General features: G+C 73.4%; 15 protein-coding genes. 10 read left to right on the forward strand and 5 right to left on the reverse strand.

The genetic code is table 11. The features are described 5' to 3' along the window. Window positions 1–12: 12 nt before the first annotated feature. Window positions 13–924 (reverse strand): LysR family transcriptional regulator, encoded by a 912-nt coding sequence (locus tag MUY22_RS35215; protein WP_247051493.1) that lies wholly within the window; start codon window positions 922–924, stop codon window positions 13–15. 189 nt (window positions 925–1113) lie between these two features. Here MUY22_RS35215 and MUY22_RS35220 point away from each other — a divergent pair, with 189 nt between their 5' ends. The 7 genes from MUY22_RS35220 to MUY22_RS35250 all read left to right on the forward strand — a co-directional run bounded on the left by MUY22_RS35220 (window position 1114) and on the right by MUY22_RS35250 (window position 10072). Beyond that, window positions 1114–1731, forward strand: a complete 618-nt coding sequence (locus MUY22_RS35220; RefSeq protein ID WP_247051494.1) for an NADPH-dependent F420 reductase — start codon at window positions 1114–1116, stop codon at window positions 1729–1731. A 47-nt stretch (window positions 1732–1778) separates the two neighbouring features. Next, the gene (locus MUY22_RS35225; RefSeq protein WP_247051495.1) at window positions 1779–2720 is read left to right on the forward strand and encodes an SDR family oxidoreductase; all 942 of its coding nucleotides are present in this window, start codon (window positions 1779–1781) and stop codon (window positions 2718–2720) included. 14 nt (window positions 2721–2734) lie between these two features. Next, window positions 2735–3403, forward strand: coding sequence for an NADPH-dependent F420 reductase (locus MUY22_RS35230; protein ID WP_247051496.1), 669 nt, complete (start codon window positions 2735–2737; stop codon window positions 3401–3403). Between the two features lie 478 nt (window positions 3404–3881). Continuing rightward, window positions 3882–5213 carry a PepSY domain-containing protein gene (locus tag MUY22_RS35235; RefSeq protein WP_247051497.1) on the forward strand — a complete coding sequence of 444 codons (1332 nt, stop codon included), beginning with the start codon at window positions 3882–3884 and terminating at the stop codon, window positions 5211–5213. Then, window positions 5210–5821 (forward strand): DUF5134 domain-containing protein, encoded by a 612-nt coding sequence (locus MUY22_RS35240; RefSeq protein ID WP_247051498.1) that lies wholly within the window; start codon window positions 5210–5212, stop codon window positions 5819–5821. Before MUY22_RS35235 ends, MUY22_RS35240 begins: the two co-directional genes overlap by 4 nt. A gap of 81 nt (window positions 5822–5902) precedes the next feature. After that, the gene (locus MUY22_RS35245) at window positions 5903–7822 is read left to right on the forward strand and encodes a cytochrome c oxidase assembly protein (protein WP_247051499.1); all 1920 of its coding nucleotides are present in this window, start codon (window positions 5903–5905) and stop codon (window positions 7820–7822) included. 9 nt (window positions 7823–7831) lie between these two features. Continuing rightward, complete coding sequence (locus MUY22_RS35250) at window positions 7832–10072, forward strand: cation-translocating P-type ATPase (RefSeq protein WP_247051500.1); 2241 nt, start codon at window positions 7832–7834, stop codon at window positions 10070–10072. Here the strand turns inward: MUY22_RS35250 and MUY22_RS35255 are convergent. Continuing rightward, the gene (locus tag MUY22_RS35255) at window positions 10053–10202 is read right to left on the reverse strand and encodes a hypothetical protein (protein WP_371827521.1); all 150 of its coding nucleotides are present in this window, start codon (window positions 10200–10202) and stop codon (window positions 10053–10055) included. The two genes, MUY22_RS35250 and MUY22_RS35255, sit on opposite strands and share 20 nt — an antisense overlap. A 61-nt stretch (window positions 10203–10263) precedes the next feature. Further along, on the reverse strand, window positions 10264–11001 hold the full coding sequence (locus MUY22_RS35260; protein ID WP_247051501.1) for a zf-HC2 domain-containing protein: 738 nt from the start codon (window positions 10999–11001) through the stop codon (window positions 10264–10266). Between the two features lie 62 nt (window positions 11002–11063). On the opposite strand from MUY22_RS35260, the gene MUY22_RS35265 reads away from it, so the two are divergent. Next, a complete protein-coding gene (locus MUY22_RS35265; protein WP_247051502.1) occupies window positions 11064–11636 on the forward strand; it encodes a sigma-70 family RNA polymerase sigma factor in 573 nt (190 codons plus the stop codon). A 20-nt stretch (window positions 11637–11656) separates the two neighbouring features. Here MUY22_RS35265 and MUY22_RS35270 read toward each other — a convergent pair whose 3' ends face one another. Next, on the reverse strand, window positions 11657–12232 hold the full coding sequence (locus MUY22_RS35270; protein ID WP_247051503.1) for a sigma-70 family RNA polymerase sigma factor: 576 nt from the start codon (window positions 12230–12232) through the stop codon (window positions 11657–11659). Between the two features lie 127 nt (window positions 12233–12359). Between MUY22_RS35270 and MUY22_RS35275 the strand changes: the two genes are divergently transcribed. Both MUY22_RS35275 and MUY22_RS35280 read left to right on the forward strand, forming a co-directional pair. Next, window positions 12360–12473: a heavy-metal-associated domain-containing protein gene (locus MUY22_RS35275; protein ID WP_247051504.1), complete on the forward strand. Its 114-nt coding sequence runs from the start codon at window positions 12360–12362 to the stop codon at window positions 12471–12473. 125 nt (window positions 12474–12598) lie between these two features. Then, window positions 12599–14812, forward strand: coding sequence for a cation-translocating P-type ATPase (locus tag MUY22_RS35280; RefSeq protein WP_247064269.1), 2214 nt, complete (start codon window positions 12599–12601; stop codon window positions 14810–14812). Window positions 14813–14910: 98 nt separating this feature from the next. Here the strand turns inward: MUY22_RS35280 and MUY22_RS35285 are convergent, their stop codons facing one another. Further along, on the reverse strand, window positions 14911–15066 hold the full coding sequence (locus MUY22_RS35285; protein WP_247051505.1) for a DUF6131 family protein: 156 nt from the start codon (window positions 15064–15066) through the stop codon (window positions 14911–14913). Window positions 15067–15108: the final 42 nt, after the last annotated feature.

Raw genomic sequence — 15108 nt, forward strand, 5'->3', positions numbered from 1 at the left:
TGGTCGGATTGCTCAATCTTGCTTTGCCGCGGCGGCGCCACCGCGCTGCCACATGTCGTAGTTGCCGCACTCCGCCGTGATGTCGGCTGCCTCCTGGGCCGCGGCGAAGAAGTCGTCGACCATCGGTGAGGTGCGGGACGCCGCCACCGCGAGGCACACCTGTTCGGGCGCCAGATCCGGGATGGGCACGTAGCTGATGTCCGGGTGGGAGTAGAACACCGTCGCCGAGCGGGCCAGGAACGAGATGCCCCGGCCGGCCGCGACGTGCTCCAGCGTTTCGTCCACCCCGCGCACCACGTAGCCCGCGTTGGGGTGAGGGCGTCCGGTGGGCTGCGTGCTGGTGTCGGCCGGCCAGATCAGCGGCTCGCCGGCCAGGTCGGCTTCGGTGACTTCCTCCTTGCCCGCCAACCGATGGCCGGCGGGAAGGACCGCCACCCGGGGTTCGGTGTAGAGCGGGGCGACGCGCAAGCCTGCCTCGTCGATGGGCAGCCGCACGTAGGCGATGTCGATGCGGCCGTCCAGCAGCATCGGGGCCTGGTCGTCGCTCTCGATCCGTTGTACGTCAACGGGAACGTCCGGGTGGCGGGCGGCGAACAGGTTCACCGCGGGGGCCGTCGCGACACCCGCGCGGAAGCCGACCATCAGCCGCCGGCTGCCCCGTGCGGCCACGGTCACCCGGTGGCGGGCCGCCTGCGCGGAGGCGAGCAGCGGGCCGGCGTCGGCCAGCAGCTGCCGGCCGGCGTCGGTCAGCGTGACGCCGTGGCTGTCTCGTGCCAGCAGCGCGGCGCCGAGATCCTTCTCCAGCGCGCGAATCTGCCGGCTGAGCACCGGCTGGGCGATGTGCAGCTCATCGGCGGCGCGGCCGAAGTGCAGCTTGTCGGCGACGGCGACGAAGTAGCGCAGCTTGCGCAGGTCCAGATCCATGGAACCTCCCGGTCCGGCGATGCCTCCAGGGTATCGCAGCAGCTGAAAGAGGTCTTGGACACGCACTCGGGCCGCTGGCAGCCTCGGGAACAGGACGCCGTTCGGGCACGTCATCCGGCGGCGTCGACGGCTCGACAGTGGACGACGACGGGACAACGTGTCCTGTCCGGCTCCGGGAGGTAGCACATCATGAGCAACATCAGCATCATCGGTCTGGGCGGGATGGCCCGCGCGATCGGCGCCCGCGCGGTCGAGGGCGGCCACACCGTCGAGGTCATCGGCCGCGACGCCGTCAAGGCCAAGGAGGTGGCCGCGGCCCTCGGTGCCACGGCCGGGACCTTCGGCGCCACCCCGGCCGGCGACCTCGTCATCCTCGCCGTGCCGCACGCCGGCGGCGTGCCCGTGGTCACCCAGTACGGGGACGCGCTGGCCGGCAAGGTCATCGTCGACATCTCCAACACGTTCGCCGGCCCCGACGACACCGTGCTGGTCACCGCCGAGGGCAGTTCCGGCGCGCAGGAGATCGCCGAGGCCGCCCCGGCGAGCGCGCACGTGGTCAAGGCGTTCAACACCGTCTTCGGGCACGTCCTGGCCAAGGGAGGTCCGCTGGACGTGCTCGTCGCCGGCGACGACGCGGTGGCCAAGGCGAGCGTGTCGGCGTTCGTCGAAAGCCTCGGGCTGCGCCCGCTGGATGCCGGTGGCCTGGCGATGGCGCACTGGCTGGAGGGCGCCGGCCTGCTGCTGATGGGCCTGGCCCGCAACGGCGCGGGGTTCGACGTCGCGCTCGGCGTCACGATCCTCGACTGAGCGGCGCACCACCGCACACCTAAACCCCATTAAGGAGCACCAGGAAAATGCGCGTTTTCGTCACCGGCGGGACCGGCCACGCCGGCTCGTACCTCGTCCCGGACCTCATCGCCGCCGGGCACGAAGTCACCGGCCTGGCCCGGTCGGACGCTTCCGCGGCGGCGTTGTCCGCACTCGGCGCGAAGGTGCGCCGCGGCAGCCTCGAGGACCTCGACGGGCTCAAGGAGGCGGCCGCCGGTTCCGATGGCGTCATCCACGTCGCGCACCGGCAGGACCTGCTCCCGACCGGCGGGATGGACGCCGTGGCCGCCGCGGAGCTCCCGATCGTGCTCGCGTACGGCGAGGCGCTCGCGGGAACCGGAAAGCCGCTGGTCATGGCCGGGAGCATCGGCTCGCCCGGGAACGGGCGGACCCTGGACCGGCCGGCCACCGAGGACGACCCGGCCCTGCCGGCCGGCGACGAGCACCAGGGCACCCTGCGGGCTCGCAACGTCGTGGAAACCGCTGTCGTCGGCCTCGCCGAGCGGGGAGTGCGGTCTTCGGTCGTGCGGCTTCCCACCATCATGCACAGCGCGACCGACGCGGGCTTCCTCACCGCATTGATTGCCGTCGCGAAGGAAAAGGGTTTCGCCGGCTACCCTGGAGACGGCGCGAACCGGTGGAACGCGGTGCACGTCCGCGACGCCGCCTCCGTGTTCCGCCTGGCGCTGGAGAAGGGCGCGGCCGGCCGGTACTGGCACGCCGTCGAGAGCGAGGGCATCCCGTTCCGCGCGGTCGCGGAGGCCATCGGCAGCCGTCTCGGCCTGCCCGCCGTGAGCATTCCACTGGACGAGCTGATGCTGCCGGGCTACTTCGGGTTCCTCGCGGCCGTGGTCACGCTGGACCTTCCGGTGTCCAGCCGCATCACCCGCCGGACCCTCGGCTGGGAGCCCGGTGAGCCCGACCTGCTCACCGATCTGGACAACGGCCACTACTTCCCGGCCGGCTGACGGAAGGCGCCGATATGACGACGGTGGGATTCATCGGAAGTGGCAACATCGGCAGTGCCGTCGCGCGGCTCGCGATCGAGGCCGGGCACCAGGTCGTGCTCAGCAACTCACGCGGTCCCGGAACGCTCGCGGACGCGGTCGCCGAGCTGGGGCCGCGGGCGTCCGCGGCGACGAGCGGGCAGGCCGCGGCGGCCGGTGACATCGTGGTGGTCACGGTGCCGGTCACGGCGTTCCCCGACTTGCCCGCCACGGCACTGGCCGGGAAGACGGTCATCGACACGTGCAACTACGGCCCCGAGCGTGACGGGCACATCGCCGCGCTCGACAGCGGGTCGCTCACCTCGAGCGAACTGTTGCTGCGGTACCTCCCGGACGCCCTGCTCGTGAAGGCGTTCAACAACATCTTCCACAAACACCTGCTGGCCCTCGCCCGCCCGGTGGGGGCGGCCGACCGTTCGTACCTGCCGATCGCCGGGGACTCCGCGCCGGCGAAGGCGGCGGTGACCGAGTTCGTCGAGTCCATCGGGTACGGCGTGGTGGACGCGGGATCGCTGCCCGACGGCTGGCGGCAGGCGACGGGCACGCCGGTGTGGGGAACCCCGTACGGGCCGTACCCCGACGAGAAGGGCTCACCGGCCGGCGAGAACGCCATCCGCGCGGCACTGGCCGCCGCGACGCGGTAACGCCGAGGCCGTACGGCAGTCACGTCAGTCTCGGCCAGGATCGGCCGACGGGCCGGGAGACTCGGCCTCGCCACGGCCCTCGCCACAGGACCACCACCCGGCAACCCCGGTCACCGTGTTGGCCACCCCGGTCACCGTGTTGGCCGCTCCGGTCGGCTTCGGCCGCCCACGGTAACTCCGAGGCTTGCGTGGCTTCCGGTGCGGCGGGGCTGGCTTGCGGCGGCTTGGTGCCGGGCCTGCGTGACGCGGGCCGGCGGTGTCGGTAGCCGAACGCCGGTCCGGCTCGAACCCGACCCTCCCGGCAGCCGACTACTCCACGAGGACGACTGCGACGAGGTAACGGGTCAGTTCGGCGCGGGTCTGAGCCGCCGCGAAAGTCCACAGTGGATGGTTCGGCGCAGTGAGGCGCGTCACAGTGTGGCCGGGAACCCCGGCCGCCCGGGACCCGACTGTTGACGTGGCGGCTGAAGGGAGCCCGATGTCCATCGAAGAGCGCGAAAAGCTCGTACCGGAGCCGGTTGCCGAGCCGCGGGCCGGCTGGGCGTCGATCCGGCCGCTGGTGCTGCGCCTGCACTTCTACGCCGGTGTCTTCATCAGCCCGTTCCTGCTCGTGGCCGCGGTCACCGGGCTGGCCTACGTCTGGGCACCGCAGGCGGAACAGGCCGTCTACGACCGGGAACTGCACGTGCCCGCGGCGCCGGGCACCGTCCCGCTGGACCAGCAGGCCGCGGCGGCGCGGGCCCTCGTGCCGGACGGCACGCTGACCGGGGTGCGGCCCGGGATGACGCCGACCGACACGACGCAGGTGATCTTCGACCGGCCCGGTTTGGAAGCCAGCTACCACTGGACGGTGTTCGTCGACCCGCACACCGGCGACGTCCGCGGCCGGCTGGAGACCTACGGCTCGGGGCAGGCGATGCCGTTGCGGAGCTGGATCGACGTCCTGCACCGCAGCCTCCACCTCGGCGACTTCGGCCGCCTGTACAGCGAACTGGCCGCCAGCTGGCTGTGGGTCGTCGCGCTGGCCGGCCTGGCGCTCTGGCTCGGCCGGCGCCGCCGCAAGCGCGTGTCGGCGCCAAGCCCCCGGGCCAAGCTGCTGACCTGGCACGGCCGAACCGGCCTGGTTCTCGCGACCGGGCTGCTGTTCCTGTCCGCCACCGGCCTGACGTGGTCGCAGTACGCCGGCGACAGCATCAGCGAACTGCGCTCGCAGCTGGACTGGACCTCACCTTCGGTGTCGGCCACGGTCCCCGCGTCGAGCGGACGCGACATCGGCTTCGACGGCGCGCGCGAAGCCACGCTGCGGGCCGGGCTGGCCGACCCGGTCGAGGTCCGCCCGCCGGCCGGGCCGGGCAAGGCCTACGTCGTGGCGCAGGTCGGCCGGAGCTGGCCGGTGCGGGCCGATTCGATGGCCGTCGACCCGGCGACCGGGACCGTCACCGACACCCTGCGGTTCGCGGACTACAACCTCGCGGCGAAGCTGAGCACGTGGGGGATCGACGCCCACATGGGCTTCCTCTTCGGGATCTGGAACCAGATCGCCTTGACGCTGCTGGCGGTCGTGCTGGTCGCCGTGATCGTCTGGGGCTACCGGATGTGGTGGCTGCGGCGGCCGACGCGCGGCGAGGCCCGGTTCGGCCGGCCGCCGGCGCGCGGAGCGTGGCGGCGGATCCCGGGTCGGGTGCTGGCCCCGGCGGTGGTCGTGGTCGCCGTCGTCGGCTACTACCTGCCGTTGTTCGGGTTGTCACTGCTGGGTTTCGTCATCGTGGACGGCCTGCTCGAGCTGCGCCGGCGGAAGGTGGACGCATGATCACGACTGAAGGCCTGCGCTGGATCCTGACGGCGTTGTTCGTGCTCACCGGGGCGTTCTGCGCCTACCGGTGCGCGCGGCAGGGGACCGCCGCGGAGCGGGTCGGCGACGTCCTCCACGTCGTCATGTGCGTCGCGATGGTGGTGATGGCGTGGCCTGCGGGCATGGGCTTCGCGCGGCTACCGCAGACCGTCCTGTTCGGACTCGCGGCGGTGTGGTTCGCCGGCGTGGCGGTGACCGGCGCCGCGCACGCCGACCACGGCGGCCGCCGGGCGGCGAGCTACCACGTGGTGATGATGGCGGCCATGGCGTGGATGGTGTTCGTGATGCCGCGGGCGATGAGCGGCATGTCCGGCGGCGGGATGATGGACATGCCTGGGCATCCCGGGATGACCATGCCCGTCGCCGGCTCCGGCAGTGGCACTCCGGTCGACGTGCGGGTCGTCGCGCTCGTGCTGCTGGCCGCGTTCGTGGTGGCGGGCCTGGTCTTCCTGTCCCGGGCGTTCGACGACGCGCGGGCGTCGGGGCCGCCCCTGCGGTTCCTGGGTCGCGGCGCCGACGGCGCGATGGCCCTCGGCATGGGCCTGATGCTGCTGACCATGGCCTGACACGACCGTCCGAAGTGGACGTCCGAAGTGGGCTGGATCACAACGCGGAACCGCGGGTGGTCTCCGGCCGACGTCTGAGGGGTGAAGACGTCCGGGTTCCGCGCCGTGGTCGTGACGGCGGTGGTGGCCGGGCTGGCGCTGCTGCTGCTCGTGGTCGCCACGGCGGGCGATGTGTACGGCCCGCTGGGCAACGCCGACCCGGGGCCGCTGACGACCTACGGCTTCGCGGTGGTCCGGTTCGTGGCCGACGCCGCGGCCGCAGGAGCGTTCGGTGGCTTGGTGTTCGCCGCGTTCGTCGCGCCCGGACGACGGGGCGGGGCCCTGTCGGCCGACGCCTTCGCGGCCTCCCGGTTCGCCGCCGGCAGTGCGGCGTGCTGGCTGGCGGCGGCCGCGGTCGCCGTGCCGTTCTCGGCGGCGGTCGCGGCGGGGCTGCCGGTCGCGCGCGTGCTGCGGCCCGAGGTGTTCCTGCCGACGCTCAGCGCCACCGAGGAACCGAAGGCCTGGCTCTGCGTCGCGGTCGCGGCGGCGGTGGTGACCGCGCTGGCCTGGCCCGCGATGGCCTGGCGCACCGTCGTCGCGGCCGCCGTGGTCGCCGCCGCCGGGCTGCTCCCGCTGGTCGCCGTCGGGCACGTGTCGGTCGGCGCGGGACACGACGTGGCGACCAACGCGATGTTCTGGCACGTGCCGGCGGCGAGTGCCTGGCTCGGCGCGCTGGTGGCGTTGCCGGCCCGGCTGCGCCGGGGGCCGGTGCCGGACTTGGTGCTGCGCCGCTACCACCGGCTGTCGGTGACGTGCTTCGCCGTGGTCGCGACGTCCGGGGCGGTCTCCGGTCTTGTCCTGACCCGGCCGGACGGCTTGGTCGGCCGCTACGGTCTCGTGCTCGCCGTCGAGACCGCTTTGCTCGTCGGCGCGGGGCTGCTGCTGGCCGCGTGGCGACGGCGGCAGCGCGGCGTCCGGCTGGTCGTGGCGGAGCTGCTCCTGCTGGCGCTGGGAACCGGCGGCTCGGCCGCGCTGACCGTGCTCGTGCCGCCGGCTTTCCCGAACCATCCGGCGACCGTGCAGGAAACCGTGCTCGGCTACGGCCTCGACGCCCCGCAGACGTTCGCCCGGCTGGTCGGGGAGTGGCGTCCGGACCTGCTGTTCGCGCCCGTCGCGCTGATCGCGGTGACGGCCTACCTGCTCGCAGTGCGGCGGCTGCGACGCCGTGGTGACCACTGGCCGCCGGGGCGGGTGGTCGCCTGGCTCGCCGGCTGGGCGATCGTCCTCGTCGTGACGTCCTCGGGACTCGGCGTCTACGCGCCCGGGACGTTCAGCCTGCACATGGTCACGCACATGGCGTTGAACATGTTCGCGCCGGTGCTGCTCGTGCTCGGCGGCCCGGTCACCCTCGCGCTGCGTGCGCTCCCCGCGGGTGCCCACGGCGACGTCCCCGGTGCGCGGGAGTGGGTGACGTCGTTGCTGCACGCGCCGGTGACCCGGTTCTTCGCGCACCCCGCGGTGGCCGCGATCCTGTTCGCCGGGTCGTTCTACGTGCTCTACTTCTCGGACCTGTTCGGTCAGGCGATGCTCTACCACTGGGCGCACCAGCTGATGAAGGCCCACTTCCTGGCGTCGGGTTACCTGTTCGCCTGGGTCGTGGTCGGTGCGGACCGGACACCCCGGCAGCTGCCGCACCTCGCGCGGCTGGGGATGGTGTTCGCGGTCATGCCGTTCCACGCTTTCTTCGGCGTGATCCTGATGAGCAAACAGACCGTGATCGCCTCCACCTACTACCACTACCTCGCGCTGCCGTGGGCCGGTGACCTGCTCGCCGATCAGCGCCTCGGCGGCGGCATCGCCTGGGCCAGTGGGGAAATCCCGATGGTCGTCATGGTGGTCGCCCTGCTGGTGCAGTGGTCGCGCGACGACGAACGCCGCGCCCGGCGGGCCGACCGCAGCGGCGACGGGGACTTCGACGCCTACAACGCGATGCTCGCCCAGCTCGCGGGACGAAGGAACTGAGGAGAACGCATGACCACCGCAACCCCGGTCACCGGGGCGGTCCGCACGGTCGACCTGGCCGTGTCGGGCATGACGTGCGCGGCCTGCTCGGCGCGGGTCGAACGCACCCTGAACAAGCTCGACGGCGTCCGCGCCTCGGTCAACTACGCCACCGAGCGGGCCACCGTGCAGGTGCCCGCCGAGTTCGACGACGACGTGCTGATCGAGCGGATCCGCAAGGCGGGCTACGGCGCCCGCCTCCGGGGTGACGACGACGAGGACCTCACGCTGCGGCGGGTCCGCGACCTGCTGCGCCGGCTGGTCGTCGCGGCGGTGCTCGCCGTGCCGCTGGGCAACCTCTCCATCACCCTGGCCCTGGTCCCGTCGCTGCGGTTCCCCGGCTGGCAGCTGCTCTGCCTCGGCCTCGCGGTGCCGGTGGTGTTCTGGGCGGCGCTGCCGTTCCACCGGGCCGCCCTGCGCAACCTGCGGCACCGATCGTCCAGTATGGACACGCTGGTGTCGCTCGGTGTCCTGGCTTCCTTCACGTGGTCGGCGTGGGCGACCTTGGCCGGCGGCCACGACCCCGGCTACTGGGTCGGGTTCGGGCCGACCGCGGCCGGCGCGGACGCGATCTACCTCGACGTCGCCGCCGGCGTGACGACCTTCCTGCTGGCCGGCCGCTACTTCGAGAGCCGGTCACGCCGCAGCGCCGCCGGGCTGCTGGCCGCTCTCGACGCGCTCGCCGCGAAAGACGTGCGGGTGCTGCGCGACGGCGTCGAGCGGATGGTGCCGGTGGGGGAGCTGGCCGTCGGCGACCTGTTCGTGGTGAAGCCGGGGGAGGCGCTCGCCGCCGACGGCGTGGTCGACAGTGGACAGTCCACTGTGGATCTCAGCGCGGTCACCGGGGAGCCGGTGCCCGCGGAGGCCGGGCCGGGTGACCGGGTGATCGGCGCGTCGGTGAACCGGGACGGCCGCCTGGTCGTGCGCGCCACGGCCGTCGGCGCCCACACCCAGCTCGCGCAGATGACCGCGCTCGCCGAGCGGGCCCAGGCGCGCAAGGCGTCGGTGCAGCGGCTGGTGGACCGGATCTGCGCGGTGTTCGTGCCGGTCGTGCTCGTGCTGTCGCTGCTCACCCTCGGCGGGTGGCTGCTCACCGGGCACCCGGTGCGTGACGCGTTCACCGCGGCGGTGTCGGTGCTGATCATCGCCTGCCCGTGCGCGCTGGGCCTGGCGACGCCGACCGCGCTGATGGCCGGGGTCGGCCGCGGTGTCCAGCTGGGCATCCTCATCAAGGGCCCGGACGCGCTGGAGGCCGGCCGGCGGATCGACACCGTCGTGCTCGACAAGACCGGCACCGTGACCACCGGCCGGATGACCGTCACCGGTGTCCACCCGGCGCCCGGCCGCAGCCGCGGCGACCTGCTGTGGTTCGCCGGCGCGACCGAAGCCGGCTCCGAGCACGCCATCGCCGCGGCCGTCGTGACGGCGGCGCGCGCGGAACTCGCCGACCTTCCCGACGTCACCGGGTTCACGGCGCTGCCCGGGCTGGGCGCGCAGGGCACAGTGGACGGTCGCGTGGTCCTGGCCGGCAGCCCGAAGCTGTTCGCCGACCGCGCCGTCGTCCTCGACGCCGGGTTCGAGGCGCTCGTGGACGCCGCACACCGGGCCGGCGCGGTGCCGGTGCTCGTCGCCGTCGACGGCGAGGTGGCCGGGCTGCTCGTGGTCCGCGACGTCGTGAAGCCCTCGGCCGCGGCGGCCGTGACCGCGCTGCGTGAGCTGGGCCTGCGGACCGTGCTGCTCACCGGCGACCACGAGATCCCGGCCCGGGCCGTCGGCGCCGAGATCGGCGTCGACGAGGTCTGGGCGGGCGTGCTGCCGGCTGACAAGGCCCGTGCGGTCGAGGAGCTGCGCGCCGCGGGCTCCCGGGTCGCCGTGGTCGGCGACGGCGTCAACGACGGCCCGGCGCTCGCGACCGCCGACCTCGGCATGGCCATGGCCCACGGCAGCGACATCGCGCTCCGCTCGGCCGACGTGGTCCTCGTGCGGGAGGACCTGAATGTCGTCCCGGACGCCATCCGGCTCGCCGACCACACGCTGCGGACGATCCGCGGCAACCTCGTGTGGGCCTTCGGCTACAACGTGGCCGCGCTCCCGCTGGCCGCGCTCGGCCTGCTCAACCCCTTGATCGCCGGCGCCGCGATGTCGCTGTCGTCGGTCCTGGTGGTCTCCAACAGCCTGCGGCTGCGGTCGTTCAGCCGGCCGAGGGCGTGAGGACCTCGTCCAGCACGCCCGCCTTGACGTCGGCGACGAGTACCTCCAGCCGGTCGAGGCTCATCTCGATCCGCTGGCCGAAGTCGTCGGTGATGACGGTCGCGCGCTCCGGCGGAGCGCCTTCGGCCACGTGCAGCTCCGGGCAGCCGCAGTTGCACGGGCCGCAGAAGGTCGCGATGTGACGCAGGTCGTCAGGCCGCGCGGCGACGGCTGGCCGGCAGGTGCGGGAACCGGCGGCGCCGGGCCTGACCGCCGTCCTCGGCGCGGGGTTCCCAGCCGAGCGTGACGTCGTCGTGCGCCGCGGGCTCGACGCGGGCGCCCGTGCCCGGCGTCGACGTGCGGCGGTGCTGGCGGCGGACGCCGTAGAGGAGCCCGACCCCGGCCACGAGCAGGCCGTGGGACAGCACCCGGGACACGGTCACCTCGCCGTCGAAGAGGTCGATGCCCGACACGAGACCGAGGACGGCCACGAACCCGGCCAGCGCGGGCAGCAGCCCCGACGCCGTCGCCGGGCGCAGCGCCGCCCAGAGCAGGCCGAAGCCCATCGCGAGGTTCCAGGCCGCGCTCTCGTTGCCGAGGTGCACCGCCATCGCCATCATCCCGCCGTGGCCGGCGTGGCCGACGTCCGCGCCGAGGAGCTCGGCGAACCCGAGGCCGCTCTGGACCAGCGCGACGAGGGCCAGCGCGATCCGCAGGCCCCAGCGCTGGGCCGAGGGCGCCGGGACCTCGGTGAGGATGCGCTCGGTCAGGTCGGGCACCTGCGGTGCCTCGCGGACCAGCAGCAGCCGCCGCAGCCGCACGGCGTCGTCGTGCCACGCCCGGCAGTGCGGGCAGCCCGCGAGGTGGCGGTCCACCACCGCGTCCGGCAGCGAACCCGCTTCACCGTCGATCCGGGCCGAGAGCGCTTCGCGGAAGTCGGAGCAGTTCACCTCCACATAGTCGCGCGGAGACCCGTCGGAGTTCCCGGGGGTGTGGGTTACGGTGTCGTTCCGTGAACTCCAGCCGGGATCGTGACGACGAACGGATCACCGCGCTCGCCCTCGCCGCGGCGCGCGGTGACCAGCGCGCCTACGCGGACTGGGTGCGCTCGACCCAGGCCGACGTCTGGCGGTTCGTGGCCCACCTGACCGACTCGGTGATCGCCGACGACCTGACGCAGGAAACGTACGCCCGCGCGGTGACCGCGCTCACCCGGTTCGCCGGGCGGTCGTCGTCGCGCACCTGGCTGCTGTCGATCGCCCGCCGGGCCGTGGTCGACCACTTCCGGGCGCGCTCGGCGCGACCGCGGCTGTCCGGTCAGGACTGGACGGCGGCGGCCGAAGAACAGTCCGCCCGCGGCCGGGCGGGCTCGGCCGGGTTCGAAGAGGTCGTCGAGGTCGGGCTGTTGTTGCGGGACCTGGACGGCGAGCGGCGCGAGGCGCTCGTGCTGACCCAGCTGCTCGGCTACACCTACGCCGAGGCCGCCGAGATCTGCGGCTGCCCGATCGGGACCGTGCGTTCCCGCGTCGCCCGGGCCCGCGAGGACCTGCTGACCGCGCGCGACGAGCGCGGCAACGTCATCTGAGGAGTCCACAGTGGACTCGCTCAGCTGACCGCCGGATACCCCGGCCGGACTCCGGCCATCGCCGCCAGCAGGTCTTCCCGTGCCCGGGCGACGCGGGAGCGGATCGTGCCCACGGGACACCCGCAGACTTCCGCGGCGTCCGCATAGGACAGTCCCAGCGTCTGCGTCAGCACGAACGCGTCGCGCCGGTCGACGTCGAGGGCCTGGACCAGCTGGTCGAGCACGACCTGCTCGTCGAACCGCGCCGCGCGGGCCGGCTCGGCGCGCTCCGCCGCGGCCTCCCAGTCGGTCACCGACGACCGGCGCGGCCGGGCCTGCAGCGCGCGGATGTGGTCGGCGACCGTCCGCCGCGCGATGGACAGCAGCCAGGTCCGGGCCGAGGAGTCGCCCTTGAACCGGTGCAGGCTGCCCAGCGCCCGCAGGTAGGTCTCCTGGCTCAGGTCGTCCGCCGACTGCGCGTCGCAGAGCCCGGCGACGAACCGCCAGACGAAGGGCTGGGTGGCGCGGAGGAACTGCTCGAGAGCCGGGCCGTCGCCGCGGCCGGCGAGCAGGGCCCACCGCGTGATGTCGGCGTCGTTCGCGCGTTCTGGCCTCACACCCGCTACTACGTCGCCCACGCCGATCCGGTTGAAAACGATCTTGAAGAAAACCGGCGGGAACCAAACGCTTCCCGCACCCGACCTTCCCGCACGACACGGCCGTGGGCCGGGAAGGTGGACGACGATGACCCAGACGACGTACGCGGTGACCGGGATGACCTGCGGGCACTGCGCCAGTTCGGTCCGCGAGGAGCTCGGCGAGCTGGTCCGGGTCGCGGGCTGCCAGCTCGTCCGATGACCACCGGAGGCCGTCCCGCCGACCCCGTCACCGCCCCGATCCGGGCCCTCGGCCGCGTCGACGTCCGCGCCGCGGTGGCCCCGCCCGCGCCGGCCGGTGCGGAGTTCGAGCTGGTGGTCGGCGGCATGACTTGCGGGTCGTGCGCCGCGCGGATCGAGCGGAAGCTCAACCGGCTCGACGGCGTCGAGGCGAGCGTCAACTACGCGACGGAGAAGGCGCTCGTGCGGGTGCCGCCGTCGATGACGGTCGACGACGTGATCCAGGCGGTCGAAGCGGCCGGCTACACCGCCGCGCCACCGGAACCGCCGATAGCCGTCGAAGACGCCGAGCCGTTGCCGGCCGACGCGCTGCGCCGCCGGCTGCAGCTGTCGGCATTGCTGGCCGCGCCGGTGATCCTGCTGGCGATGGTGCCGGTGCTGCAGTTCCCGGCCTGGCAATGGGGTTCCCTCGTCCTGGCGTCCCCGGTGGTGCTCTGGGGCGCGTGGCCGTTGCACCGCGCGGCCTGGACGAACCTGCGGCACGCCACCGCGACGATGGACACGCTGGTGTCGATGGGCGTCGCCGCGGCGTACCTCTGGTCGCTCTACGCGTTGTTCTTCGGCGGCGCCGGGGTCATCGGCATGCGCCACGAGTTCGCGCTCACCCTCTACACCGACCACGACGTCGACGGCATCTACTTCGAGGTCGCCACCGGCGTCACGCTGTTCATCCTGGCGGGCCGCTACTTCGAGTCCCGGTCGCGACGCCGGGCCGGGGCGGCGCTGCGGGCGCTGCTCGACCTCGGCGCCAAGTCCGTCTCCGTGCTGCGCGACGGCCGCGAGGAGCGCGTCCCGGTCGACCGGCTGCGCGTCGGTGACCACTTCGTGGTCCGGCCGGGGGAGAAGATCGCGACCGACGGCGTGGTCGTCGACGGCGCGTCCGCGGTCGACCTCAGCCTGGTCACCGGGGAAGCCGTCCCGGTCGAGGTCGGTGTCGGTGCCGACGTGGTCGGTGCGACGGTCAGCATGAGCGGACGGCTCGTCGTGCGGGCCACCCGCGTCGGCACCGAGACGCGGCTCGCGCGCATCGCCGCGATGGTGGAACGCGCCCAGAGCGGCAAGGCCGACGTGCAGCGGCTCGCCGACCGCGTGTCCGCGGTGTTCGTGCCGATCGTGCTGGGTCTTTCCGTGGCCACGCTGGGGTTCTGGCTCGTCTCCGGCGCCGGGACCGGGGTCGCGTTCACCGCCGCGGTCGCCGTGCTGATCATCGCCTGCCCGTGCGCGTTGGGGCTGGCGACGCCGACGGCGCTGCTGGTGGGCACCGGCCGCGGCGCCCAGCTCGGGGTGCTGGTCAAGGGCCCGGAGATGCTGGAGTCGACGCGACGGGTCGACACCGTCGTGCTCGACAAGACCGGCACGGTGACCACCGGCAAGATGACCCTGGCCGCGGTGAAGACCGTCGACGGCGTGCCGCAGGACCTGGCCCTGCAGCTGGCCGGCGCGCTGGAAAGCGCGTCGGAGCACCCGATCGCGGTCGCGGTCACCGAAGCGGCCCGCCGTCGCTTCGGCGACGTCGGCCAGGTGCGGGAGTTCCGGGCCGTCGCGGGGTACGGCGTGCTCGGGCGGGTGGACGGCCACCGCGTCGTCGTCGGCCGGCCCGAGCTGCTGCAGAAGATGTCGGTGCGGGTGCCGTCGGCGCTGTTCAAGGTGAAGCAGCGGGCCGAGCGGGCCGGGAACACCGCGGTCCTGCTGGCGTGGGACGGTTTCGCGCACGCGGTGCTGGTGGTGGCCGACACGGTCAAGCCGACGTCGGCCCCGGCGGTCTTCCAGCTGCGCCGCCTCGGCTTGACGCCGGTGCTGCTGACCGGCGACAACGAGGCCGTCGCGCAGGCGATCGGCCAGGAAGCCGGCATCACCGAGGTGATCGCCGGGGTGTCGCCGGAGCAGAAGGTCGAGGTGATCGCCGACCTGAAGGCGCAGGGCCGGGTCGTCGCGATGATCGGCGACGGCGTCAACGACGCCGCCGCGCTCGCGACGGCGGATCTCGGCCTGGCGATCGGCACCGGCACGGACGCGGCGATCGAGGCCGCGGACCTGACGTTGGTCCGCGGTGACCTGATGGCCGCGGTCGACGCGATCCGGCTGTCCCGCCGCACGCTGGCGACGATCAAGGCGAACCTGTTCTGGGCCCTGGCCTACAACGTGGCGGCGCTGCCGCTGGCGGCGGCGGGCCTGCTGAACCCGATGATCGCGGGTGCGGCGATGGCCGCGTCGAGCTGCCTGGTCGTGTCGAACAGCCTGCGGTTGACGCGGTTCCAGGGCACCGCGGTGGGGCCACCGGTACCCGATCCGAGGGCGTGACGCGGTTCGCTCCGGCGTTCGGGGCCGGGAGCTGCGGCTCCCGGCCCCGCGTCAGTGCGTGCCGGACGCGGACCGCCGGTCCTCACCGGAGGATCCGCTCAGTACCAGTGCCCGCGGCCGCCGACCTTGCGCCCGGTCCCACCCAGGACGGCGAGGATGACGCCGGCGACGGCCAGGACGATGCCGATCGTGTACAGCACGGGGATGCCGATGAGAAAGCCGAGGACGATCAGGATGACGCCGAGGATGATCACGGTCGGGAAGCTCCTTCTGCTCGCGGAGGGCCGGGCACCGGA

It is taken from the genome of Amycolatopsis sp. WQ 127309 (assembly GCF_023023025.1).
GTDB lineage: Bacteria > Actinomycetota > Actinomycetes > Mycobacteriales > Pseudonocardiaceae > Amycolatopsis.